This is a genomic window from Streptomyces avicenniae, assembly GCF_000719135.1.
GTDB lineage: Bacteria > Actinomycetota > Actinomycetes > Streptomycetales > Streptomycetaceae > Streptomyces > Streptomyces avicenniae.
Genome location: NZ_JOEK01000004.1, coordinates 47,921 through 70,216, shown reverse-complemented (window position 1 = coordinate 70,216; position 22,296 = coordinate 47,921). Strand labels below are relative to the sequence as shown.

The window sequence follows — 22,296 nt, the reverse complement described above, 5'->3', positions numbered from 1 at the left end:
CGGCGCTGCCCGGTCTGCCTCCCCCTCTGTCATCCGGACGCCGTCCGGACCTGAGAGCTTCACCGGGCGGTCGTGCGCCCGGCTTGCACCGTCGGTGAGGCCGGCCGCCGGCTCGCGCCGGATCCGCCGTCCTGCTTTCCAGAGTGGTCTGACTCGCGCGGTACGTGGGCCTGAGAGATTCCGGGGAGGAGTTGCTCCTTCGGCGCCTGCCGTCCGGGGACGTCAGGGCTCTCCCGCGCGAGGTCGTCAACCGGTTCGAGCGTACCAGCGCCCCCCTGGCCCGTCTCCCCCGTCCCGACGAGGCACGACGGGGGGCGACGAGGGGCGGCCAGGGACCGCCCGGGTCCACCTGGGGAGCGCCTCGACTGGCCGCCGGACGCGATGTGACCTTTTGTAGGTGGTACAGGGCATCTGCCGGAGCAGAGGCGATCAGTTGGAGGAACCGTGCAGACCGATATCGACCCCCGCAGTCTGATCGGGTGCAAGGCCCTCGACCGCGACGGCACCAAGATCGGCACGGTGGACGAGGTCTACCTCGACGACGCCACCGGCGTGCCCGAGTGGGCGGCCGTGCGGACGGGCCTGTTCAGCCGGGACGCGTTCGTGCCGCTCGAACCGAGCGAACTGGTCGGCGGCACGCTGCGGGTGCCGTACGCGCGGGCGCTCATCAAGGAGGCGCCTGACTTCGGCGTCGGGCGGCACCTCTCGCCCGAGCAGGAGCTCCAGCTCTACCACCACTACGGGCTGGACGTGCCGGGCGCGGCGCCGCCGCCCGACGCCGACTTCGGGCGGCTGGCCCACCCCGAGCCCCCGGCGGGGGAGGCGGCGGAGGAGAGCTGAGCCGCGGGCACCAGCGGCAGCGGCTCGCCTGGCGTCAGCTCGGGGTCGTCCACCGCGAACGTGCGCACGCGGCCCGGCGGGGTGTCGGGGCGCTCGAAGCGGACGGTGACGCGGCCCACGCCGCTGCCCTGCACCCAGCCGGGCCCGTGCCGGGGGTGGGTGACGTCCTGCCCGGGCAGCCAGCGCGGTGGCCCCGTCTCCCCCGCGGCCCCCGGCCCCACGGCAGGAGGCGCCTCGGGGGACGGCTCGCCGTCCGCGGCGCCCTCGTCCCCACCGCCCTCCTCGGCCCGCTGCGCCTGGGCGAACAGGTCCTCCTGCGTGTAGTCCGCCAGGCCCGTGACGCCCACGCCGAGCAACCGCACGCCCTCGGTGGTCTCCACGCCCTCCAGCAGCCGCGCGGCGGCCTCCCGCACCACGGCGGGGTCGTCCGTCGGCCCCCGCAGGGTCTCGGAGCGCGTGAGCGTCGTGAAGTCGTAGCGCCTGACCTTCAGCACGACGGTCCTGCCGGAGCGGCCCGCGCCTCGCAGCCGCGCCACGCAGCGGTCGGCGAGCCGGGCGACCTCGTACCTGACGCGGGCACGGTCGGTCACGTCCGTGTCGAAGGTGTCCTCGACCGACACCGACTTGGCGTCCCGCTCGGCGACCACCGGGCGGTCGTCCCTGCCGGTCGCCATGGCGTGCACGCCGTGCCCGTGCGCCTTGCCCAGGAGCCGCAGCAGCTCGGCCTCCCCCGCCTCGGCCGCCTCCCCCACGGTGTGCAGCCCGGCCCGGCGCAGCGTCTCGGCGGTCGCCGGGCCGACGCCGGGCAGCGTCCTGACGGGCAGGGGGGCGAGCAGGTCGCGTTCCGTGCCCGGCTCGATGAGCAGCAGCCCGTCCGGCTTGGCCTGCTCGGAGGCGATCTTGGCGAGCATCTTGGACCCGGCGAGGCCGACGGAGCCGGTGAGGCCGGTCCGCGCGCGGATGCGGCGGCGCAGGTCCTCCCCGGCGGCGCGGGCCTCGCCCGTGGTCGCGGCCGTGCCGCCCGCCGCGAGATCGACGAACGCCTCGTCCAGGCTCAGCGGCTCGACCAGCGGCGACAGCCCGGCGAGGAGCGCCATCACGCGCTCGCTGATCTCCCGGTAGACGGCGAAGCGCGGGACGAGGAAGGCGGCGTTCGGCGTCAGGCGGCGGGCCTGCGCCGTCGGCATCGCGGAGTGGACGCCGAAGCGGCGCGCCTCGTACGAGGCGGTGGCGACCACGCCGCGCGGGCCGATACCGCCCACGACGACCGGCTTGCCGCGCAGACTCGGCTTGGCCGCCTGCTCCACCGAGGCGTAGAAGGCGTCCATGTCGAGATGGAGGATGGTCGGGGCGCTGCGCACACCCCCGATGGTGCCGCACGGGTCCGACATCCGGCCCGGGACGGCGGCGGCGCGGCGGGCGCCGCCGGGGTCACAGACCCCGTGCGCGGCGGCGGGCCAGCTCGTCGGCCGGGCGCTCGGCGTGCACCGTCTCGCCGGTGAGGGCGTGCTCGGCGTGCAGCCCCGCGAGGGCGTCCTCGACGTCCTGCCACACCGCCCCGACCGCGATGCCGAAGACGCCCCTGCCGTCCTGGAGCAGCTCGGCGAGGTCGTCGGGCGAGCCGCACCGGTAGACGGCGGCCCCGTCGCTCATGAGGGTCATGCCGGACAGCTCGTCCAGGTCGGTGGCGCACAGGGCGCGCACGGCGGTCCTGATGGACTGGAGGGAGACCCCGGCGTCGAGCAGCCGTTTCACGATCTTGAGGACGAGCACGTCCCGGAAGCTGTAGAGCCGCTGGGTGCCGGAGCCGTGGGCCGGCCGCACGCTGGGCTGGACCAGGCCCGTGCGGGCCCAGTAGTCCAGCTGGCGGTAGGTGATCCCGGCGGCGGCGCAGGCGCTCGGGCCGCGATAGCCGAGCGCGTCCGGGGTGGGCCGCCCCTGCGGCGCGGCCTGCGGCACGGAACCGTGCCGCGCCGGGCCGGGAAGGGCGGTCGTTCCCCCGACCGCTCTGCTGTCGCCGTTACCTGTCACGCCGGTCTCCGTTCCGCATGTCCTTGACCGCGCCCTCGTCGCTCACCGGCTGTCACGGTGGGGACGCGCGCGGCGTTCACCACCAGACATGCCCCGTGGACGCCGGGCATCCACACGCGGCGCGCGGGAATTCGTCCCGCGCGCCGTCACTGGCTGTTCCTGCCGAAGTCCTCCGGCGAGATCTGGTCGAGGAACTCGCGGAACCGTTCCACCTCGTCCTCCTGCTCGTCCGGGATGATGATCCCGGCGTCGTCGAGCACCGCGTCGCTGCCGTAGATGGGGCTGCCGACGCGGAGGGCGAGGGCTATGGCGTCGGACGGGCGGGCGCTGACCTCGATCCCCCCGGCGAACACCAGTTCCGCGTAGAAGACGCCGTCCCGCAGGTCGGTGATCCGTACGGCGCTCAGCTCCTGCCCCACGGCTTCCAGCACGTTCTTGAAGAGATCGTGCGTCAGCGGCCGGGCAGGAGTCATCCCCTGCTGGGCGAACGCGATGGCGGTCGCCTCTCCCGGTCCGATCCAGATCGGGAGATAGCGATCACCACCGACTTCACGGAGTAGCACGATGGGTTGATTGTTGGGCATTTCCACCCGTACACCCACGACGTCGAGCTGATTCACACGGCAACCCTAGGCGGTGCCCGGGGCATTTGGATAGTCGAGCACCGCCACGCGGCCCCCGACCGCCCCGGCCGAGGCGGTCAGAAGCCCTGCCTGCTGCCGAAGAAGACCAGCCGGTACTTGCCGATCTGCACCTCGTCGCCGTTCGCGAGCACGGTCGAGTCGATCGGCTCGCGGTTGACATAGGTGCCGTTGAGGCTGCCGACGTCACTCGCGGTGAAGGTCCCGTCGGGCTGCCGACGGAACTCGACGTGCCGACGGGAGACCGTCACGTCGTCGAGGAAGATGTCGCACTGCGGGTGGCGTCCGGCCGTGGTCAGCTCGCCGTCGAGCAGGAAGCGGCTGCCGGAGTTCGGGCCGCGCCGCACGATCAGGAGCGCCGAGCCGGGGGGCAGCGCGTCCACGGCGGCCTGGGCCTCGGCCGAGAGCGCGGGGGCCGGGTGCTGCCCGGTGATCTCGGCCTCGTACGCCTCCAGGCCGCTGATGGAGATCGTGGAGGTCGTCTCGGACGAGCCTTCGAGCCCAGGACGCAGCGGATTGCCGCAGTTGGAGCAGAAACGGCTGGTCCCGGAGCTGCGGTGGCCGCAGCGGGAGCAGGTCTGCACGTCCGCGCCGCCGCCTGCGGGGGCGCCTATTCCGCCGGGCGCGCCGACCTCGTCACGGAACAACGGGCGCTCCCGCTCGGCACCGGACGTCGGTGTGTCGCCATGCTGGCGGGCGCGGGGCCGTGCGGCACTGTGCTGCCCACTCTGACGCCTGCCGAACAACCGAGCGAAAAAACTCACCAGCGATCCCCTCGCACCTAGCCCGTCCCGCCGGCGGCGGGACGGTCCATTCTCTCTCACCGGCCGCCGCGGACGAACCGAGAACGTCCGCGGCCACCGTTCAGTTTCCCTTACCGGGCGCCACCTGGGACGGGCGGCCCCGGGTGGCGGACACGATCACGGCGACGACTGAGCGTAGTCAGGCAGCTCCGTCGGCCGCAAGGCGTCCACCGTGACCCTCTCCGGTCGGTCAACGCGCACCGAGGCCGAATCGTTCTCCAGGGACTGCACGACCCCTCCGGGGATGTTCAGCGCCGGCTCCAGGTCCTGGGGCCGGCCGATGGCCCGGACGACGTACGGCGCGGAGACCGGCTCGTCGTCCAGCCGGACGCCGCCGTTCCGGTCCGTGAACGCGGTCTCCGCGACGATCCTGACCTCGTTGATCTGGATGGCCTCGGCGCCCGCCGCGCGCAGTTCCTGCACCGCGTCGAGCAGCATATCCGCCCCGACCACGCCCAGGGGATCCCCGATGCGCAACGTGACGCCGGGTCCCTCGGCGGCGACCGTACCGGCCAGGACACCGAGACGGCGCTCGCGCTCCTCGTTCTGGCGGCGCGCCTCCTCCGCCTGGTCCGAGCTGGTCTCCAGCTCGGTGCGCTGCGCCTCCAGCTGGCGCTTCTCGTCGTCGAGGCGCGCGGTGCGGTCGTCGAGGTCGCTCAGGATGCGGACGAGGTCCTCGGGGCGCGCGCCGCGCAGGGCCGTGTCGTCGCTGCCCGCCGCCCTGACCTGGATGGCCAGGCCGAGGCCCAGGGCGAACAGGAGGGCGGCGACGACGAGCTGGCTGCGGGTGGCGCGCGGCGGCCACAGGGCGGCGCGCAGGAGGGCGGCGCCGCTCGGTGCGCGGCCGGGGTCCTGCGCCGTGCCGTCCGCGGGGGCGTCCGTTACGCCGTCCGGGGAAGGTGGTGGGTCCGTCCCGCCGTCAGGGGCCGTGTCAGGCCGCTCGGGGCTCTCGGCGGGCCGCCCGGCGGGCGCGGGGTCACGGGGCGTCCCGGCGGCGTCGGGGTCCCCGGGCGGCGGGCCCGCGGCGTCACGCGCGGCGGGCACCCCGGGGGCGGCGTCCTCGGGCCCGGCGGCGCCTGGGCGTTCCGCTGACTGCACGTGGTCACGCTCCGAAGACGTGGCGGCGGATGGCCGCCGCGTTGGAGAAGATGCGGATGCCGAGGACGACCACGACGCCGGTGGACAGCTGGGAGCCGACGCCCAGTTCGTCGCCGAGGAAGACGATGAGGGCGGCCACGGTGACGTTCGAGAGGAACGAGACGACGAACACCCGGTCGTCGAAGACCCGGTCGAGCATCGCCCGCAGCCCGCCGAAGACCGCGTCGAGCGCGGCGACCACCGCGATGGGCAGGTACGGCTCGACCCCGGTGGGCACCACGGGCGTGGTCAGCACCCCGGCCAGCACGCCCAGGACGAGCCCGACGACGGCGATCACTGGTTTCCCTCCCCTGTGTTCCCGGCGGCGGCGCCCCCGGATGCGGCGTCACTGCCCGGCCCTGCCCCGTCCGGCGCCGACCCGTCCGGCGCCGCCCCGTCCGACGCCGCGTCGGCTTCCTCGCCCGGCTCGGGCACGGGTGTCGCCGTGCGGACGGCCGGGTTCGTCGCCGCGGGCAGCCGCAGGTCGTCCCGGACGCGTGCGGACACGCGGATGCCGTAGTCGTCGCCGAGTTCGGCGAGGTAGCGGCCCGCGGGCGTCGCGTCGAAGCCGTCGGCGAACTCCGCGCCGCCGCCGATGGCGAGCAGCGTGTAGGGCGGGACGAGCGGCCGGTTGTCCACGAGGACGGCGTCACCGGCGGCGCGGATGGCGGACAGGGCGGTGAGGCGCTGTCCGTTGACGGATATCGCCTCGGCGCCCGCCTGCCACAGGCCGTTGACGACCCGTTGGAGATCGCGGTCGCGGACGCGCCCCGTGTCGGCGAAACCGTCGTCGCGCGGCGTGCCGGCGACGCCGCCCGAGGCGCGTTCCGCGTCGTCCACGGTGAGTTCGACGCCGGGCCCCTCGACCTCGGTGGCACCGGCGAGGACGGCCGCCGGGCTGTCCCGCGCGTCCTGGTCCGCGAGGACGTCGCGCCGCATGGCGGCGACGTCCTCGCGGAGGGCGTCCACGTCCTCCTGGAGCCGGTCGAGCCTGGCGGTCCCGGCGTCCACCCGCTCCAGCAGGTCCTCGCGTTCGCGGGCGACGGCGGGGGCCGCCTCCCTGGCGTGGGCGGCGCCGAGGGTGACGACGAGCGCGGCCAGCAGGAGGCCGCACGCGAGCCACAGCCGGGCCCGCAGGGGGCGGGGCAGTGGTGCCCCGGGCGCCGCCCGCCGTCCCGCCGCCGCCTGCGCGTACCCCTCGTCGAGGGTGTGGCTCATGACGGTGGTCAGCAACGACATGGAGGCGTCCGGGCGCGCGGGGCGGCGCGGTCCTGACTCCTGCTGTGGCATGGCGGGCATGATTGCACGCCGCCCCTCGATTGATCGAAACGGGCCGGTGGTCAGGCCCGCCGGTCAGTGCTCGGCGCTGTCCACGACGCCCGCCCAGACGTCGAGCAGTTCCTGTGCCGCCGCGTCGTCAGGTCCCTCCGCCCACAGGTGGGTGACGGCCTCGGCGGGGTCGGGGAGCACCAGGACCCACCGCCCGTCCGGTTCGACGACGCGGACGCCGTCGGTCGTGTCCACGGACCGGTCGCCCGCGGCCTCGACGACGCGGCGCATCACCAGTCCCTTGATGGCCCAGGGGGTCGCGACGTCGCGGCCGAGGACGTGGGCGCGCGGGATGCGTGCCTCGATCTGGCTGAGCGACAGCTGCGTGCGGGCCACCAGGCCGATGAGCCGGGTGAACGCGGCGGTCGCGTCGAAGACGGAGCTGAACTCGGGCACGATGAAGCCGCCCTGACCGTCACCGCCGAAGACGGAGCCCTCCTTGTGGGCGACGCGGGTCAGGTCGTCGGGCGACGTGGTGGTCCACTCCACCTCGGTGCCGTGGTAGGCGGCCACCTGTTCGGCGATACGGGTCGTGGTGACGGGCAGGGCGACGCGTCCGCCGCGGCGTTCCGCGGCGATGAGGTCGAGCATGACCAGCAGGGCGCGCTGGTCCTCGATGATCCGGCCGCGCTCGTCCACCAGCGCGAACCGCTCGCCGACGGGGTCGAAGCGGACGCCGAAGGCGGCGCGGGCCGAGGAGACCATCTCGCCGAGCCGCACCAGCCCGGCGCGGCGGTCCTCGGCGGTCTCGGTGGGACGGGCCTCGTCGAGGCCGGGGTTGATGGTGAGGGCGTCCACGCCGAGGCGGCCGATCAGGCTGGGGAGGACGAGTCCCGCGCTGCCGTGGGCGGCGTCCACGACGATCTTCAGGCCCGACTCGGCGACGCCCGTCGTGTCCACGGCGCGCAGCACGGAGCCGGTGTACGCGTCGAAGACGCTCGCGGGGAACGTGAGGTCGCCGATCTCGCCGGGGAACGCCCTGCGGTACTCCTGCCGGGCGTAGACGCGGTCGAGCTTGCGCTGGCCCGCCTGGGAGAGGTCGGCGCCGCGCTCGTCGAAGAACATGATGTCCACGGAGTCGGGGACACCGGGCGTGGTGCGGATCATGACGCCGCCCGCGCTGCCGCGCGCGGTCTGCTGACGGGCGACCGGGAGCGGCACGTTCTCCAGGTCCCGCACGTCGATGGCGCTGGCCTGGAGGGCGGAGATGACGGCACGTTTGAGGGCGCGGGCGCCGCGTGAGTGGTCACGGGCGGTGGTGACGGTCGAGCCCTTCTTGAGGGTGGTGGCGTAGGCGCTGGCCAGACGGACGGCCAGCTCCGGCGTGATCTCGACGTTGAGGATGCCGGAGACGCCGCGGGCGCCGAAGAGGTTGGCCTGGCCGCGGGACTCCCAGATGACGGAGGTGTTGACGAAGGCGCCGGCCTCGATCGTCTTGAACGGGTAGACGCGGACGTTGCCCTGGACGATGGATTCCTCGCCGATGAGACACTCGTCGCCGATGACGGCGCCGTCCTCGATGCGGGCGGCGCGCATGACGTCGGTGTTCTTGCCGACGACGCAGCCGCGCAGGTTGGTCTGCGGGCCGATGTAGACGTTGTCGTGGACGACAGCGCGGTGCAGGAAGGCGTCGGACTTGACGACGACGTTGGAGCCGATGACGGTGTGCTCGCGCACCTCGGCCCCGGCCTCGATCTTGGCGTAGTCGCCGACGTACAGGGGGCCGCGGAGCTTGGCGTCGGGGTGGACCTCGGCGCCTTCCGCGATCCAGACGCCGGGGGAGATCTCGAAGCCGTCGATCTCCACATCGACCTTGCCCTCAAGGACGTCGGCCTGGGCCTTCACATAGCTCTCGTGGGTGCCGACGTCCTCCCAGTAGCCCTCGGCGACGTAGCCGTAGACAGGCTTGCCCTCCTTCATCAGGCGGGGGAAGACGTCGCCCGACCAGTCCACGGAGGTGTCGGGCTCGACGTAGTCGAAGACCTCGGGTTCCATGACGTAGATACCGGTGTTGACGGTGTCGGAGAAGACCTGGCCCCAGGTCGGCTTCTCCAGGAAGCGCTCGACGCGGCCGTCGTCATCGACGATGGTGATGCCGAATTCGAGCGGGTTCGGAACGCGGGTCAGGCAGACGGTGACCAGGGCGCCGCGTTCCTTGTGGTAGCGGATGAGTTCGGTCAGGTCGAAGTCGGTGAGGGCGTCACCGGAAATCACCAGGAACGAGTCGTCCTTGAGCGCGTCCTCGGCGTTCTTCACACTCCCGGCGGTACCGAGTGGCTTTTCCTCGTGGGCATAGGTGAGATCCATCCCGAGTTCATCGCCGTCGCCGAAATAGTTCTTGACGAGTGAGGCGAGGAATTGCACGGTGACCACGGTCTCGGTGAGTCCGTGGCGCTTCAGGAGCCGCAGGACGTGCTCCATGATGGGACGGTTCGCCACGGGCAGCAGGGGTTTCGGCATGCTCGCGGTCATCGGGCGAAGCCGGGTGCCTTCGCCACCAGCCATTACTACGGCCTTCATATCGGAAGTGTCCTCCTTGAGGATTCGGCAGTCACTCCGACCGCGCCCGTCCGGAGGGGCCCAGGCCCGGGGTGGCTCCCCGGAAAAGTGCGGCACAAGCGGGCGCCAGGCCCCTGCGACACTGCCAGGGCGAGCTCAGTCGGCGGTGGGATGATCCGTCGTCAGCAGGCGGCGGACCTGGACCACGTAGAGAATCCCTGCCCACCAGTACAGCCCTGTACCCCAGCCGGCGAACGCCCATCCGAAAATAGCAGCGAGTGAGGCGAGCCAGCCACTGCCGTCACTGAGCAGCAGGAGCGGGAAGGCGTACATCAGGTTGAAAGTGGCCGCCTTGCCGAGGAAGTTCACCTGCGGCGGGGCGTAGCCGTGCCGGTCGAGGCGCCACACCGTGACGAGGAGCATCAGCTCGCGGGCGACCAGCAGGGCGGTGAGCCACCAGGGAAGGATCTCGCGCCAGGTGAGGCCGACGAGGGTGGAGAGGATGTAGAGGCGGTCGGCGGCCGGGTCGAGGATGCGACCCAGCGCGCTGATCTGGTTCCAGCGGCGGGCGAGTTTGCCGTCGAGGTAGTCGCTGACGCCGCTGGCGGCGAGGACGAGGAGCGCCCATCCGTCGAGGTCGGGGCCGTCGAAGACCGGGGAGAGGACGAGCCAGAGGAAGACCGGGACGCCCACGAGGCGGGCCATGCTGAGGATGTTGGGAATGGTGAGGACGCGGTCCGTCTGAATGCGTGTCTCCTGGACCTCCACCCGGAAGCCTCCTGTGTCCCCGTGTCCGCCTGGCCTGTGCACCTTACCCGTCGGCCCCCCGGGCGTGAGCGGAGGGGCCGAGGGGCGCGACTTAGGCTTTTATGTGGTTTGCGGCCCTGAACGGGTCGGGCGGCGAGCGCAAGGCGGGTGAGATGGAGTCCAGGCTTCGGGGTGTCGGTGTCAGTCACGGCGTGGCGATCGGTGAGGTGCGGCACCTGGGAACGGCTGTGCTGGAGGCGCCGGAGCGGCGGATCGGTCCTGACGAGGCGCCGCGCGAGCTGGCCAGGGCGCGGCAGGCGGCGGAGGCGGTGGCGGCCGATCTGCGGGCGCGCGGGAACCTGGCGGGGGGTGAGGCGCAGTCCGTGCTGGAGGCGCAGGCGCTGATGGCGCTCGACCCGGAGCTGCTGGCGGACGTCGAGCGGCGGATCGGGGTGGGGGCGGCGGCGGAGCGTGCGGTGTCCGACGCGCTGGCGTCCTACCGGGCGCTGCTGGCGGGCGCGGGTGAGTACCTGGCGGGCCGGGTGGCGGACCTGGACGACGTGCGCAACCGGGTCGTGGCGCGGCTGCTCGGGGTGCCGATCCCCGGGGTGCCGGACAGTGACGAGCCGTACGTGCTCATCGCGCGGGATCTCGCGCCCGCGGACACGGCGCTGCTCGATCCCCGGCTGGTCCTGGGCTTCGTCACCGAGGAGGGCGGGCCGACGAGTCACAGCGCGATCCTGGCGCGTGCGCTGGGCGTGCCCGCGGTGGTGGCGCTGCCGGGGGCGTGCGAGGTCGCCGAGGGCACGGTCGTGGCGGTGGACGGGAGCACGGGCGAGGTCGTGGTCGATCCGGGTCCTGAGCGGCGGGAGGCGCTGACGCGGGAGGCGGAGGAGCGGCGGGAGGCGCTGGGGCGCTCCAGCGGTCCCGGGACGACGTCGGACGGCCACACGGTGCCGCTGCTGGCGAACATCGGCGGGCCGGGGGACGTCGGCGGCGCCGTCGAGGCAGGGGCGGAGGGCGTGGGGCTGTTCAGGACGGAGTTCCTGTTCCTCGACCGGGCGCAGGCGCCGTCGGAGGAGGAGCAGGCCGCCGTGTACCGGGAGGTGCTGGAGGCGTTCCCGCAGGGGCGGGTGGTGGTGCGGGTGCTGGACGCGGGTGCGGACAAGCCGCTGGCGTTCCTCACGCCGGGCGAGGAGCCGAATCCGGCGCTCGGCGTGCGGGGGTTGCGGGCGCTGCTGGGGCATCCCGAGGTGCTGGGGGCCCAGCTGCGGGCGCTGGCGCGGGCGGCGGAGGGGCTGCCGGTCCATCTGGAGGTGATGGCGCCCATGGTCGCCGATCGGGCGGACGCGCGGGCGTTCGCGGAGGCGTGCCGTGCGGCGGGGCTGCACGCGAAGGCGGGGGTGATGGTGGAGGTGCCGTCGGCCGCGCTGCGGGCGCGGGCGCTGCTGCGGGAGGTCGAGTTCCTGTCGCTGGGGACGAACGACCTGGCGCAGTACACGTTCGCGGCGGACCGTCAGCTGGGCGGTGTGGCGCGGTGGCAGGACCCGTGGCAGCCCGCGCTGCTGGATCTGGTGGCGATGGCCGCGGGGGCGGCGCGGGACGCGGGGAAGAGCTGCGGGGTGTGCGGGGAGGCGGCGGCCGACCCGCTGCTGGCTGCGGTGCTGACGGGGCTGGGCGTGACGAGTCTGTCGATGAGTCCTGCGGCGATCGCGCCGGTGCGCGAGACGCTGGGGCGTCACACGCTGGCGCAGTGCGAGCGCGCGGCGGCGGCGGCGCGGGCGGCCGAGGACGGTGCGGCGGCCAAGGCGGCGGCGCGGGGGGTGCTCTCCGGGGAGTGAGCGCCGGGCGGTGACGTCGTGCCGTGGGGCGGCAGGGCGGGGCGTCGCACCGGGGCGCGCCCCTGTGCGCGGTGCGCCGGACGTGGGCGGCCGGGCGCGCGCCTGCCCGGCGCCGCCCCCGGGGGCCACCGCGGGTCACCCGGAGGTGTGGTCAGGCGCCGAGGCGGTTGACGTGCTCGCTGGTGAGGATGCGCGGGAGGTCCTCGTCCGTGGTGCGCGCCAGCGCGAGCATGGCGCGGCCGAGGGTGTCCGTCGTCGTGGTGTGCCGGGGCAGGAGGCGGTGGAACAGGGGGTAGAGCCACGACGTCGTGGCGTACAGGACGCGGTAGGAGCGCGTGCGGGAGCGGGCTCCGTGGCGCGGCCTGATGTATCCGGGCCGGATGACGCGGGCGCGTGGTGACAGGGCGAGCAGCGCGTTCTCGGTCCTGCCTCTGACGCGGGCCCACATCGTCGAGCCGGACTCGGTGCTGTCGGCGCCAGAGCCCGAGACGTAGACGAAGGTCAGGGCGGGGTTGCGGGCGAGCAGGGTCTCGGCCGCGGCGAGGGTGTAGTCGTGGGTGATGACGGTGTACTCGGCCTCGGCGAGCCCGGCGGAGGAGATGCCCAGGCAGTAGAAGCAGGCGTCGGGTGCGCCGAGGGCGTCGGCGACGGCGGACAGGTCGGTGAAGTCCGTGTGGACGATCTCGCGGAGCTTCGGGTGGGGCGCGCCGAGCGGGCGGCGGACGACGGCCACGACCTCCGTCACGGCCTCGTCCAGGAGGCAGGCGCGCAGGACGCCCTGCCCGACCATGCCGCTCGCGCCGAAGACGGCGACCTTCATACGGGACTCCTCGCCAGGCAGGTCACGGAGAAACGGAGCTTCCTCCGATTGGAGCCCGAGCGTACCGGTCCCGCCCCCCGGCGGCACCATCCGGCGTCGCCGTCCCCGGCACGGTCGCCCAGCGCTGCCAGGCCGTGCCGCCAGGCCGCACCGTCGGCCCGTGCCGCCCGGCCCCGGCGCCGGGGCCGGGCGGCGGGGCCCGTCAGCCCTCCGGGCAGGGTGGGCGCGCGATGCCGGGCGCGGCCCGGTAGACGACGTCAGGCTCGGGCGGGACGGGGTCGCCCGTCAGCGCGTCGGTACAGTAGGCCGCGAAGACCTCGCCCTCGGTGAGCGCGTGCAGGCGCCCGCCGCGCAGGCTCCAGCCGCAGACCTGCTCGGGCGCGCCGCCGCCGTCCGCCGGTGTGGAGCGCAGGACCAGGCCGCCGGGGTCGTCGGTGGCCAGGCCGGCGGCCAGGACGGTGCAGAGCACGAGGGCGTCCGCGTCGGCCAGCCGTACGCCCCCGTCCGACCCCACCTCGGCGCGCAGCGCCGCCGTGAAGGGGCCCGCGCCGGTCAGCAGGCTGGCGACCAGGTGGTGCCCGCCGGGCCCGGTGCGCTCCAGGACGCCGGTGAGCAGCGTGGCGGCCCGCTGGAAGGCGCAGCGGGCCAGCGGCGCGCCGCAGTCGGCGCAGGGGCCGGACGCCGCCAGCAGGTCACCGGCCCGGCCCCACGTCTCCTGCCGCCGGTGCGCGGTGAGCAGGAGCGGCACGAGCCGCGCCAGGGGCTGCCCGTCGTACGGGACGGTCGCGCCGCGCGCGGCGATCTCGGCCGTGTAGCGGGCGCGGCTGGCGGGGCTGTCCCGGTCGATCCCCTCCTGGCCGCAGTACTCGTCGTAGTCCGCCGGGTCGAACAGGGCGACGCTGGTGTGCCCGTGCCGTCTCGCCAGGGAGCGGAGCAGTGCCTCGGTCCGCCTGAGATATCCGGCGTGGTCGGTGTGCGCGAAGGTCGGGTAGCGGCGCATCCGCCGGAACGCCACCTCGTCGGCGACGACCGCGACCGTCCCCGCGCTCTCCTGCCAGCGCGCGGCCGTCCCCCGGCCGCCGCCTCCCCCGCCTCGCCCCCGGCCGTTCCGCCCGGCGCGTCGTGTCCTCGATGTCATGACTCCCCCTCGCTTCATGGCGCGCTGTTTCCGCGCGCCGTTCCCCGGTCGGCCGCCCGGGGATCCCGGGCAGCCGACCAGCACGTCACTCAGAGTAATCGGCACCACTGACAGCGGCCCGCTCGCGGGCGAGGCGCTCGTAGAAGCGCAGCAGCTCGGGATCGTCCACGGAACCCGGGTTGACGGCCTCGGCGAGCGCGGCGCCCTGGAGGAGCCGCTTGACCGGCACTTCGAGGCGCTTGCCCGTCAGGGTGTGCGGGAGCGCGGGGACCTGGACGATCTCGTCGGGCACGTGGCGTGGGGACAGTTCGGCGCGGATCGCCGTCCTGACCCGCTCGCGCAGCGCGTCGTCGAGCACCGCACCGTCCGCGAGCCGGACGAACAACGGCATCCAGTACCCGCCGCCGGGCTCCTCGACCCCGACGACCAGCGACTCGCGGATCTCCGGCAGCCGCTCGACCGTCTCGTACAGGTCGGCGGAGCCCATGCGGACGCCCTGCCGGTTGAGCGTCGAGTCCGAGCGGCCGTGGATGACGACGCCGCCGTGCGCCGTCAGCGTCGTCCAGTCGCCGTGCCGCCACACCCCCGGGTACATGGCGAAGTAGCTGTCCAGGTAGCGGGTGTCGCCCGGGTCGTTCCAGAAGCGGATCGGCATGGAGGGCATCGGCGCGGTCACCACCAGCTCGCCGACCGCGCCGACGAGCGGTTCGCCCTCGGGGCTCCACGCGGCGAGCGCGGTGCCGAGACCTGGCGCCTGGAGTTCGCCGGTGTGGACGGGCAGCGTGGGGACGGCCCCCGCGAAGCAGCTGCACACGTCGGTGCCGCCGCTGACCGAGGCGATCCACAGGTCGGCCCCGGCCTCCTCGTGCAGCCAGCGGAAGCCGTCGGGCGGCAGCGGGGAGCCCGTCGTCGCGACACAGCGCGTCGCCGACAGGTCCAGGTCGCGGCCCGGGCGGACGCCCGCCTTGGCGCACGCCATGACGTAGGAGGCGGACGTGCCCAGCAGCGTCGCGCCCGTGCGCTCGGCCACGCGCCACTGGACGTCGGTGGAGGGATGGGCGGGGCTGCCGTCGTACAGGACTGCCGTGGTGCCGGTGAGCAGCGCGGAGACGAGGAAGTTCCACATCATCCAGCCGGTGGACGTGTACCAGAACAGCCGGTCGCCAGGACCGAGGTCGCAGTGGAGCCCGATCTGCTTGAGGTGTTCGAGGAGGATGCCGCCCTGGGAGTGCACGATGGCCTTCGGCAGGCCGGTCGTGCCCGACGAGTACAGCACCCACAGCGGATGGTCGAACGGCACCGCGTCGTACACGGGCGGCGCGTCACCGCCCGTGAGGTCGTCCCAGGCCAGGGCCCCTTCCGGCGGCGCGGAACCGAGCAGCGGCACGTGGACGACGGCCCGCAGCGTGGGGAGGCCGCGGCGCAGCTCGGCGACGGTCCCGGCGCGGTCGTGGACCTTGCCGCCGTAGCGGTAGCCGTCCACCGCGATCAGGACGACCGGCTCCACCTGCTGGAGGCGGTCGAGGACGGCTCGGGCGCCGAAGTCGGGCGCGCAGGACGTCCAGACGGCGCCGACCGCCGCCGTCGCGAGCAGGGCGACGACGGCCTCGGGGACGTTCGGCAGGTAGCCGCCGACCCGGTCGCCGGGCCGCACGCCCAGGTCGCGCAGGGCGGCGGCGAGCGAGGCGGTCAGGCGGCGCAGCTCGGCCCAGGAGACGGCCTCGGGCGCGAGCCGTTCGTCGATCCGCAGCAGCGCGGGGGTGTCGGCGCGCGCCGGGTCGTCGGCCGTGCGCAGGGCGTGTTCCGCGTAGTTGAGGGTCGCGCCGGGGAACCAGCGGGCGCCGGGCATCGCCGGGTCGGCGAGGGCGGCCGTGTACGGCGTGCGGAAGGCCACGCGGAACCAGTCCGCGATCGCCCGCCAGAACGCGTCCAGCTCCGTGACCGACCAGCGGTGGAGTGCCGCGTAGTCGGCGGCGGGGTCGCCCGCGCGGGGGGTGGGCGCGCCGTACCGGTCGGCGGCGAAGGCGTGGAAGGCGGTGAGACGGGCGTCCGCGATCCGTTCGGGGGCGGGGCGCCACAGGGGTGCGGGCGAGGTGGGGGCGGTGTCGGTGGGCATGTCGGCTCCCGGTACGGGTGGCGCGGACGGGGACGGGACCACGATGGGGATTTTCACCGTTCAGAGCGTTATCTGCTCACTTCGCGGCCGGATCGGTCAAGGGAGCCCGGTGGGTCGGTCGCGGCGGGAGGCGGCGGGGTGGCCGTCACCGCCACCCGGATGCCGCCCGCCGCGCCGCCCCGGCTGTCGCGCGCCGGGCCCGTCGGGTAGCTGTGGGAGGGTGCGCCGCCGATACACCGCAGCAGCCGGGCTCGCAGCAGCCGTGGGCGTCGTCGGCCTGCTCGCCGCCGGGTTCGGCGGCACGGCGGAGCGCGGGGGCGGCGGCGCGGACGCCGACCCGTCGCGGGTGCCTGAGGAGTTCGTCGCCCTGCGCGACGTGGCGCCCGGCATCCGCCAGGACATCCGCTACGCGGGGCGGCACAACTTCGTCGGCGAGCCCGTGGACGGCTACCGCGACGCCGAGTGCCTGCTGACGGAGGAGAGCGCGCAGGCGCTGCGGCGGGCTCACCGGGCGCTGGGCGGACGCGGCTACGGCCTCCTGGTGTACGACTGCTACCGGCCGCAGCGCGCCGTGGACCACTTCCTGCGCTGGGCGGACGACGAGGACGACACCCGCACGAAGGACGAGTTCTACCCGCGGGTGCCCAAGGACCGGCTGTTCGACGAGGGTTACCTCGCCGAGCGCTCGGGGCACAGCCGCGGCAGCACCGTGGACGTGACGCTGGTGCGCGACGGCGAACCGGTGGACATGGGCACGGACTTCGACTTCTTCGACCCGCGCTCGCACGTCGGGGAGCGGGACCTGGACGCCGACCAGCGGACGGCCCGCGCGACGCTGCGGGGGGCGCTGACGCGCGAGGGCTTCGTCCCGGTGACGACGGAGTGGTGGCACTTCGGGTACGAGCCCGAGCCGTTCCCCGACACGCACTTCGACTTCCCCGTGTCGCGCGACGCGCCCGGCGGGGACTGAGGCCGACGGCCCCGCACGGGTGGCCGGGCCGGGCACGTGGCACGATGGACGGCATGACGACCATCCGAAAGGTCCATGCCGCGTAGGCGCCCAGGAATCGTCCGGGCGGGACTCCCCCGCCGAAGGACCACCCGCGAACAGCCGGGAATCGACGGCCTGTCCACCGGCGCGCTGTCCGAGATCGTCCGCCTCGAACGCACCCGCGGCTACTTGGGGCCGGGGGACGTCGCCGCTGCCGTGCGCCTGTGGAAGGACCATGTCCGCCTCTCCCGGGGGCGGTCGGTCCACGCGTACGAGTGGGGCGGCGCGCACTGGTACTGCTGCGGCGACCCGCTCGAAGCCCGCGCCCTCCTCGACACCGTGTCGGCGGCGATGTCGCCGCGGAGCGCCCGCGAACTCCGCGCGGTCGTCAGCCGCCTCGACGCCCGGCTGAGCCACGGAGCGGCGCCGTGAGGCAGTCGCGCGCACAGCCCGGCGGATGAGGGGGTGGCCCGGTGACCGACCACGACAAGGCGACGCCTGTCCCCCCGTTGACCCTGGCCTGGGTGGGCCGACACCTGCATGCCGGGGAGCGGGTCGTCAGGACCGAGGCGCTGCACGGCGGCATCACCGCCGACATGCGGAGGCTGACCATCGGCACACGGGACGGAGCCCCCCGTCACCTGGTGCTGCGGAGCTTCATCGACCCGCTCCACCAGGAACGCGCCGAGGACTCGCTGCACAGGGAGCCGACGCCCTGTCCCGGCTCACGGGGACGACGGACGTCTCGGCTCCCGGTCTGGTCGCGGTCGATCCGGCCGCCGCGCACTGCGAGTTCCCGTCGCTCCTGATGACGCACATGCCGGGCCGGACGGTCCTCGACGACGAGGGGCTGGCGACCCGCCTCCCGCTGCTGGCCCGTCAACTCGTGGCGATCCACGCGCTGCGCCCCGCCGAGCGGCCCCGGGAGTACGTGACGTTGACGACCGCCGATACCGTCGTGATCCCGAGGAACGCCGACGCGGCGGTGTGGGCGGCGGCGATCGACGTGATCCGCAGGCCCGCGCCGCGCTGCGAAGGGCGGTTCCTGCACCAGGACTTCCAACCGGGCAACGTGCTGTTCGACGTACCGCCCTCGGGCCCGGCGGGTGCCCGGATCAGCGGCGTCGTGGACCGGGCGGCAACCTCCTGGGGCCCCGCGGATCTCGACGTGGCGCACTGTTCCACCGTTCTCGCACTGCTGCACGGCCCGGCGTGGGGGCTGCGGTTCACCGAGGCGTACGAGGAGGCCGGTGGGACGCCGGCCGCGTCCACGGGCGAGCGGCTGTACTGGCAGGTGCGGGACGGCCTGGCGAGCTCGGAAGAGGTCCGGCTGGTGGCGCGGCCATGGCGGGAGGCAGGAAGGACGGAGCTGACGACACGGGTCGTGGAGGAGCGGCTGGATGCCTATGTCACCGCCCTGATGCACGCGCCGACGGCCGATGGCCCGCGTATGACACGCGCACCGACGCGCCGTGCCGTGCTGGCCGGCGCGGCCCTGCTGCCCGACGACGTCGTCTCCGTCACCGAGGCCGTCTGCTGCCGGAAGGCCCGCGCGCTGAGCCGCAGGCTGCGGGACCTCGGCGCGCCCGTCACCACCCACATCTCCCCGGGGGCACACCGGCACCTACGGGCACCGCGAGCTGCGCGACGCACAGCCGATGCTGCTGAGCGCGTCTCACCGGTGATGCGGCGAGGGCGCCCTGACGGCCCGCCGCCGACAACGGGGCCCGGAGCCACCCCCGTCGGTCCCGGGCCTCCGCTGTCGCTCACTGGGACGGCGGAGGTGCGGAAACGGTTCGCACGCCCGCGCGTTGTCACCGGTTCGCGACATCGGCGCAGCCGACCGGAGACCTTCCGGGCCGCACGGGAGCCGCGCGACGGCCGCGCGGAGGCCGGACGGGCTCAGGCGGGGCCGTGCCGCGGGGGCGTCTGGAGGAGGGGCGCGGCACGTTTCACCAGCAGCGCCATCTCGTACGCGATCTGCCCGAGGTCCGCCTCCACCTCGGCGAGCACGGCCAGCGCGCTCCCCCGGCCCGCCGCGGTCACCAGCAGGAAGGCGTCGTCCAGTTCGACCAGGGTCTGGCGGACCGAGCCCGTCGCGAAGTGCCCGCCGACGCCGCGCGCGAGGCTGTGGAAGCCGGACGCCACGGCGGCGAGCTGCTCGGCGTCGCTCTGCGCCAGGCCGCGCGAACCGCCGCGCGGCAGGCCGTCGGAGGCCAGCAGGAGGGCGTGTCTGACGTCCGGGACGCGGTCCGCCAGGTCGGCCAGGAGGCCGTCGAGCCGTGCGGTGTCGCTGCCGTGGCCGGTCTGCGGTGGTGGGCCCGCCGCCGTGTCCTTGGGTGCGGTCATCGGTCCTGCCTCACGGGTGTCGCTGGTGACGGTGTCATGCGGACGGACGGCCCGGCCGTTCGCCGTTCTGCTCCCGGCCGCGCCGCCAGCCGCGCTGGAGGGCCGCCATGCGGGCGCGGATCTCGTCGGCGTCCAGCTCGGGTTCCTCGGCGTCGGCGTCGTCGGCGACGTCGTCACCGGACCTGCCGACGGGCGGCGGGCCGGTGGGGGCGGCCTGCGCCCGGCGTACGCGCCGGGGCAGTCCGGTGGCGGTGGTGGCCGGGGCAGCGGGCTCGGGCGGCTCGCCAGGGGTGTCGGCCGGGGTGTCGGCGGGGCCGGGCGCGTCCTCGGCGCCCGAGCGGGGCCCGACGGGGCGCCCGTGGTCGGACACCAGGACCGGCGCGCGGTGGCGGCGCGGCAGTCCCGGGCGGTCGCCGGGGCGCCCGGGTTCGCGGGCGGCCTCGGGCCCGGCGGCGTGGGCGTGCTCGTGGACGCCGTCGGCCGCGTGGCCGACGCCGACCGGCCCGTCCAGTTCGACGGGGCCGTCCATCACGCCGCCGTGCAGCGCCGGTCTGCCGGGCACGTGCGTGAGCCGCCTGGGCGCCTCCTCCCGTGCCTCGGTGAGGAGTTCGCCGGGGATGAGGGTGACGGCGGTGGTGCCGCCGTACGGGGATTCGCGCAGCGCGACCCTGACGCCGTGCCGCCGCGCGAGCCGCGCGATGACGAACAGGCCGACGCGATCCGTGTCCGACGGCTCGAACTCGGGGCTCTCGGCGAGCCGTTGGTTCGCCTCGTGCAGCGCCTCCGCCGCCATGCCGAGGCCGCGGTCGTGGATCTCCAGCGTGAAGCCGTGCGGGACGCGCTCGCCGCTGACCTGTACGGCGGTGTGCGGCGGGGAGAACAGCGTCGCGTTCTCCAGGAGTTCGGCGACGAGGTGCACGAGGTCGGCGACGGCGCCGCCCGCCACGGTGAGCGGCGGCAGCATGCGGACCTCGACGCGTTCGAAGTCCTCCACCTCGCGGACGGCGGCGCGCACCACGTCCATCAGCGACTCGGGCTTGCGCCACTGCCGGGCGGGGGCGGCGCCGGAGAGGACGACGAGCCCCTCGGCGTGGCGCCGCATGCGGAAGGCGAGGTGCGCGGCGCGGACGAGGTCCCCGGCGTCCTCCGGGTCCTCGGTCCGGCGCTCCAGCGACTCGATCAGGTTCAACTGGCGGTGCAGCAGGACCTGGTTGCGGCGGGCGACGTTCACGAACACCTGGGAGATGCCGCGCCGCGTGCGGGTGCGCTCCACGGTGGCCGAGACGGCGGCGCGCTGGAGCGTGTTCAGGGCCTGCCCGACGCGGCCTATCTCGTCCGGCCCGTAGTCGAGGCGCGGCGCCTCGGTCTCGACGTCGATGTGCTCGCCCGCCGCGAGCCTGCGGGTGACGCCCGGCAGCTTGACGTCGGCGGACTCGGTGGCCTCGCGGGCGAGGGCGCGCAGGTCGCGTACCAGGGACCGTCCGGTCCGCAGGGCGACGAACGCGGACAGCGCGACGGCGGCCAGGCCGACGGCGCCGAGCAGCAGCGCGCGCGTGCGCAGGCCGGACGCGCCGGGCTCGACGCCGTCCCGGTAACGGTCGCGGGCCTGGTCGGTGAGGCGCGTCAGCTCGTCGAGCGCGGCGGCGGTCGCCGCCTGCCAGCGGTCGGCCTGGACCGTGGCGGTACGGCCGTCGATCAGGTTCTGCTCCGCCGCGGTGAGGACGCCGACGGTGCCGCCGCCGGTGAACTCCTCGAAGACCTCGCGGTCCTCGACGGTCAGTTCGGGCAGGGCGGTGTCCAGGGTCAGCCGACGCTGGGCCATCAGGTCGGCCAGCGTGCGCAGTTCGTCCTCGGTGGTGCGGCCGAAGGCGAGCGCCCCGGCGACGAGGGCGTCCTCCTGGGACAGCAGGTCGCGGGCGCGGGCGAGCGCGACGACCGCGCCGCCCTGGGCGTCGTGGTCCGGGTCGGCGACGGGCCGCAGCGCGTCGAGGAGGCGGAACGCGGGGCCGACGACGCCCGTGTACGCGTCGAGCGCGTCGGGGCGCGAGGTGGTGTTGCTGCCGACCGCCTCACGCAGTCTGCCCAGGCCGTCGAGGGCGGCGAGGAGGCCGTCGAGCCGGGCGCGCGCGGTGGTGCCGAGGCCGTCCCCCGCGTCGTCCGCCAGGTCGCGTACGCGGCGGGTGGCCGCGTCGGCCGTCTCGTGGGTCGCGGTGAGGGCGTCGAGCCCTTCGGCGCGGCGGGGGTCGGCGAGGTGGACGAGGGTCTGTCTGCGCTCCTCCTGGACGGCGTCCACCACGGCGAGGACGGGTCCGGTGAGCGTGTCGGCGGCGTCCCCCGCCGCGCCCGCGCGGCGCGCGTCGGACATCGTGACGGTCGCGGCGCAGGCCCAGAGCGCCGCGAGGGACAGCAGCGGTACCAGGACCAGCGCCCCGACCTTCCGCCGGATCGACTTGCCGCGAAAGCGCATGCCCTCCCCTTGATCGAGTCGGCCTGTGGGGTTCCCGCGTCCGCAGCGCGAGCCTACTACCGGCATCGGCGCGAGGGGCGCGTATCGGCCCGCGGTACAAGGGTGCGGGCGGCGGCAGTTGGCGTGCGGGCGCCTCATACTCGTCCGTCCCCCGCACACGCGCAAGGCGTTCTACCATGGACGTCGCGGGCATTTCCGCGTATCCGATTCGTGCAGGAAGCGAAGGCGGCGTGTACGCGAGACACCGAATGCCGGACCCGGTGCGAGCGGCGTGTGTGCGCGCCGGGATCATCATCGCGCTGACGCTCAGTCAGCTGGTCGTCGTCCTGCTGTGCACACTGGCCGGATCATGGCTGGCGTTCCCGATGCTGGTGGCCACGCTGGCGAGCAGCGTGGTCGCCACGTGGTCGGTGCTCGACATCTGGGTCACACGGCAGCAGTGGCGGCAGCGCAACGGGGTCGTGTCCGTGCCGAGCAGCGCGGCGCGGAACCGTCCACGGGTGCGCAGACCCTGACCCGGCGCCACGTCGCGGGTCAGGGCGAGGTG

General features: G+C 74.6%; 19 protein-coding genes, 1 pseudogene and 1 riboswitch. Of the genes and pseudogenes, 6 read left to right on the top strand and 14 right to left on the bottom strand.

Annotation, left to right across the window (positions count from 1 at the left end; translation table 11 throughout):
• Positions 1–148 precede the first annotated feature (148 nt).
• Positions 149–246, bottom strand: a riboswitch (glycine riboswitch).
• A 198-nt stretch (positions 247–444) separates the two neighbouring features.
• Positions 445–840 (top strand): PRC-barrel domain-containing protein, encoded by a 396-nt coding sequence (locus IF27_RS30065; protein WP_190232875.1) that lies wholly within the window; start codon positions 445–447, stop codon positions 838–840.
• On the opposite strand, the gene IF27_RS09070 is transcribed toward IF27_RS30065, so the two are convergent.
• The 9 genes from IF27_RS09070 to clsA all read right to left on the bottom strand — a co-directional run bounded on the left by IF27_RS09070 (position 738) and on the right by clsA (position 10,048).
• The gene (locus tag IF27_RS09070; RefSeq protein WP_052849072.1) at positions 738–2,201 is read right to left on the bottom strand and encodes a DNA polymerase IV; all 1,464 of its coding nucleotides are present in this window, start codon (positions 2,199–2,201) and stop codon (positions 738–740) included. The two genes, IF27_RS30065 and IF27_RS09070, sit on opposite strands and share 103 nt — an antisense overlap.
• A 70-nt stretch (positions 2,202–2,271) precedes the next feature.
• Complete coding sequence (locus IF27_RS09065; RefSeq protein ID WP_110945707.1) at positions 2,272–2,871, bottom strand: MerR family transcriptional regulator; 600 nt, start codon at positions 2,869–2,871, stop codon at positions 2,272–2,274.
• 146 nt (positions 2,872–3,017) lie between these two features.
• Positions 3,018–3,491: a bifunctional nuclease family protein gene (locus IF27_RS09060; protein ID WP_052848910.1), complete on the bottom strand. Its 474-nt coding sequence runs from the start codon at positions 3,489–3,491 to the stop codon at positions 3,018–3,020.
• A gap of 80 nt (positions 3,492–3,571) precedes the next feature.
• Positions 3,572–4,276, bottom strand: coding sequence for an FHA domain-containing protein (locus IF27_RS31510; protein WP_110945706.1), 705 nt, complete (start codon positions 4,274–4,276; stop codon positions 3,572–3,574).
• A gap of 156 nt (positions 4,277–4,432) precedes the next feature.
• Positions 4,433–5,359: a DUF881 domain-containing protein gene (locus tag IF27_RS09050; protein WP_052848909.1), complete on the bottom strand. Its 927-nt coding sequence runs from the start codon at positions 5,357–5,359 to the stop codon at positions 4,433–4,435.
• A gap of 58 nt (positions 5,360–5,417) precedes the next feature.
• Positions 5,418–5,750, bottom strand: a complete 333-nt coding sequence (locus tag IF27_RS09045) for a small basic family protein (protein WP_052848908.1) — start codon at positions 5,748–5,750, stop codon at positions 5,418–5,420.
• The gene (locus IF27_RS09040; protein WP_223290971.1) at positions 5,747–6,751 is read right to left on the bottom strand and encodes a DUF881 domain-containing protein; all 1,005 of its coding nucleotides are present in this window, start codon (positions 6,749–6,751) and stop codon (positions 5,747–5,749) included. The genes IF27_RS09045 and IF27_RS09040 overlap by 4 nt, the downstream gene beginning before the upstream one ends.
• A 54-nt stretch (positions 6,752–6,805) precedes the next feature.
• Positions 6,806–9,301: a mannose-1-phosphate guanyltransferase gene (locus tag IF27_RS09035; RefSeq protein ID WP_052848907.1), complete on the bottom strand. Its 2,496-nt coding sequence runs from the start codon at positions 9,299–9,301 to the stop codon at positions 6,806–6,808.
• Positions 9,302–9,436: 135 nt separating this feature from the next.
• On the bottom strand, positions 9,437–10,048 hold the full coding sequence (gene clsA, locus IF27_RS09030; RefSeq protein WP_052848906.1) for a cardiolipin synthase ClsA: 612 nt from the start codon (positions 10,046–10,048) through the stop codon (positions 9,437–9,439).
• 152 nt (positions 10,049–10,200) lie between these two features.
• Between clsA and ptsP the strand changes: the two genes are divergently transcribed.
• Positions 10,201–11,868, top strand: coding sequence for a phosphoenolpyruvate--protein phosphotransferase (ptsP, locus tag IF27_RS09025; protein ID WP_110945723.1), 1,668 nt, complete (start codon positions 10,201–10,203; stop codon positions 11,866–11,868).
• A gap of 151 nt (positions 11,869–12,019) precedes the next feature.
• On the opposite strand, the gene IF27_RS09020 is transcribed toward ptsP, so the two are convergent.
• The 3 genes from IF27_RS09020 to IF27_RS09010 all read right to left on the bottom strand — a co-directional run bounded on the left by IF27_RS09020 (position 12,020) and on the right by IF27_RS09010 (position 15,942).
• Entirely contained in the window at positions 12,020–12,688 is a 669-nt protein-coding gene (locus tag IF27_RS09020) for an NAD-dependent epimerase/dehydratase family protein (protein WP_052848904.1), read from the bottom strand.
• A 202-nt stretch (positions 12,689–12,890) separates the two neighbouring features.
• Positions 12,891–13,826, bottom strand: coding sequence for a hypothetical protein (locus IF27_RS09015; protein WP_052848903.1), 936 nt, complete (start codon positions 13,824–13,826; stop codon positions 12,891–12,893).
• 85 nt (positions 13,827–13,911) lie between these two features.
• The gene (locus tag IF27_RS09010) at positions 13,912–15,942 is read right to left on the bottom strand and encodes an acetoacetate--CoA ligase (protein WP_052848902.1); all 2,031 of its coding nucleotides are present in this window, start codon (positions 15,940–15,942) and stop codon (positions 13,912–13,914) included.
• A 220-nt stretch (positions 15,943–16,162) separates the two neighbouring features.
• On the opposite strand from IF27_RS09010, the gene IF27_RS09005 reads away from it, so the two are divergent.
• From IF27_RS09005 to IF27_RS31505, 3 genes and pseudogenes are all read left to right on the top strand, one after another.
• Entirely contained in the window at positions 16,163–16,912 is a 750-nt protein-coding gene (locus IF27_RS09005; protein ID WP_052848901.1) for a M15 family metallopeptidase, read from the top strand.
• A gap of 75 nt (positions 16,913–16,987) precedes the next feature.
• A complete protein-coding gene (locus tag IF27_RS09000; RefSeq protein WP_190232874.1) occupies positions 16,988–17,365 on the top strand; it encodes a hypothetical protein in 378 nt (125 codons plus the stop codon).
• Positions 17,366–17,406: 41 nt separating this feature from the next.
• Positions 17,407–18,362: pseudogene (locus IF27_RS31505) on the top strand (phosphotransferase family protein); the annotation flags it as partial.
• Between the two features lie 473 nt (positions 18,363–18,835).
• Here the strand turns inward: IF27_RS31505 and IF27_RS08985 are convergent.
• A complete protein-coding gene (locus IF27_RS08985; RefSeq protein WP_052848899.1) occupies positions 18,836–19,282 on the bottom strand; it encodes a roadblock/LC7 domain-containing protein in 447 nt (148 codons plus the stop codon).
• A gap of 34 nt (positions 19,283–19,316) precedes the next feature.
• Positions 19,317–21,749, bottom strand: coding sequence for a sensor histidine kinase (locus tag IF27_RS08980; RefSeq protein ID WP_052848898.1), 2,433 nt, complete (start codon positions 21,747–21,749; stop codon positions 19,317–19,319).
• Between the two features lie 275 nt (positions 21,750–22,024).
• Between IF27_RS08980 and IF27_RS08975 the strand changes: the two genes are divergently transcribed.
• Entirely contained in the window at positions 22,025–22,264 is a 240-nt protein-coding gene (locus IF27_RS08975; protein WP_338058202.1) for a hypothetical protein, read from the top strand.
• The last annotated feature ends 32 nt before the right edge of the window (positions 22,265–22,296 follow it).

Bases quoted from the DNA above. Each gene is read 5' to 3' on its own strand.
- IF27_RS09040 (WP_223290971.1), bottom strand. From the start codon at position 6,751: ATGCCCGCCATGCCACAGCAGGAGTCAGGACCGCGCCGCCCCGCGCGC.
- IF27_RS09035 (WP_052848907.1), bottom strand. From the start codon at position 9,301: ATGAAGGCCGTAGTAATGGCTGGTGGCGAAGGCACCCGGCTTCGCCCG.
- ptsP (WP_110945723.1), top strand. From the start codon at position 10,201: ATGGAGTCCAGGCTTCGGGGTGTCGGTGTCAGTCACGGCGTGGCGATC.
- IF27_RS09020 (WP_052848904.1), bottom strand. From the start codon at position 12,688: ATGAAGGTCGCCGTCTTCGGCGCGAGCGGCATGGTCGGGCAGGGCGTC.
- IF27_RS09015 (WP_052848903.1), bottom strand. From the start codon at position 13,826: ATGACATCGAGGACACGACGCGCCGGGCGGAACGGCCGGGGGCGAGGC.
- IF27_RS09010 (WP_052848902.1), bottom strand. From the start codon at position 15,942: ATGCCCACCGACACCGCCCCCACCTCGCCCGCACCCCTGTGGCGCCCC.
- IF27_RS09000 (WP_190232874.1), top strand. From the start codon at position 16,988: ATGCCGCGTAGGCGCCCAGGAATCGTCCGGGCGGGACTCCCCCGCCGA.
- IF27_RS08985 (WP_052848899.1), bottom strand. From the start codon at position 19,282: ATGACCGCACCCAAGGACACGGCGGCGGGCCCACCACCGCAGACCGGC.
- IF27_RS08980 (WP_052848898.1), bottom strand. From the start codon at position 21,749: ATGCGCTTTCGCGGCAAGTCGATCCGGCGGAAGGTCGGGGCGCTGGTC.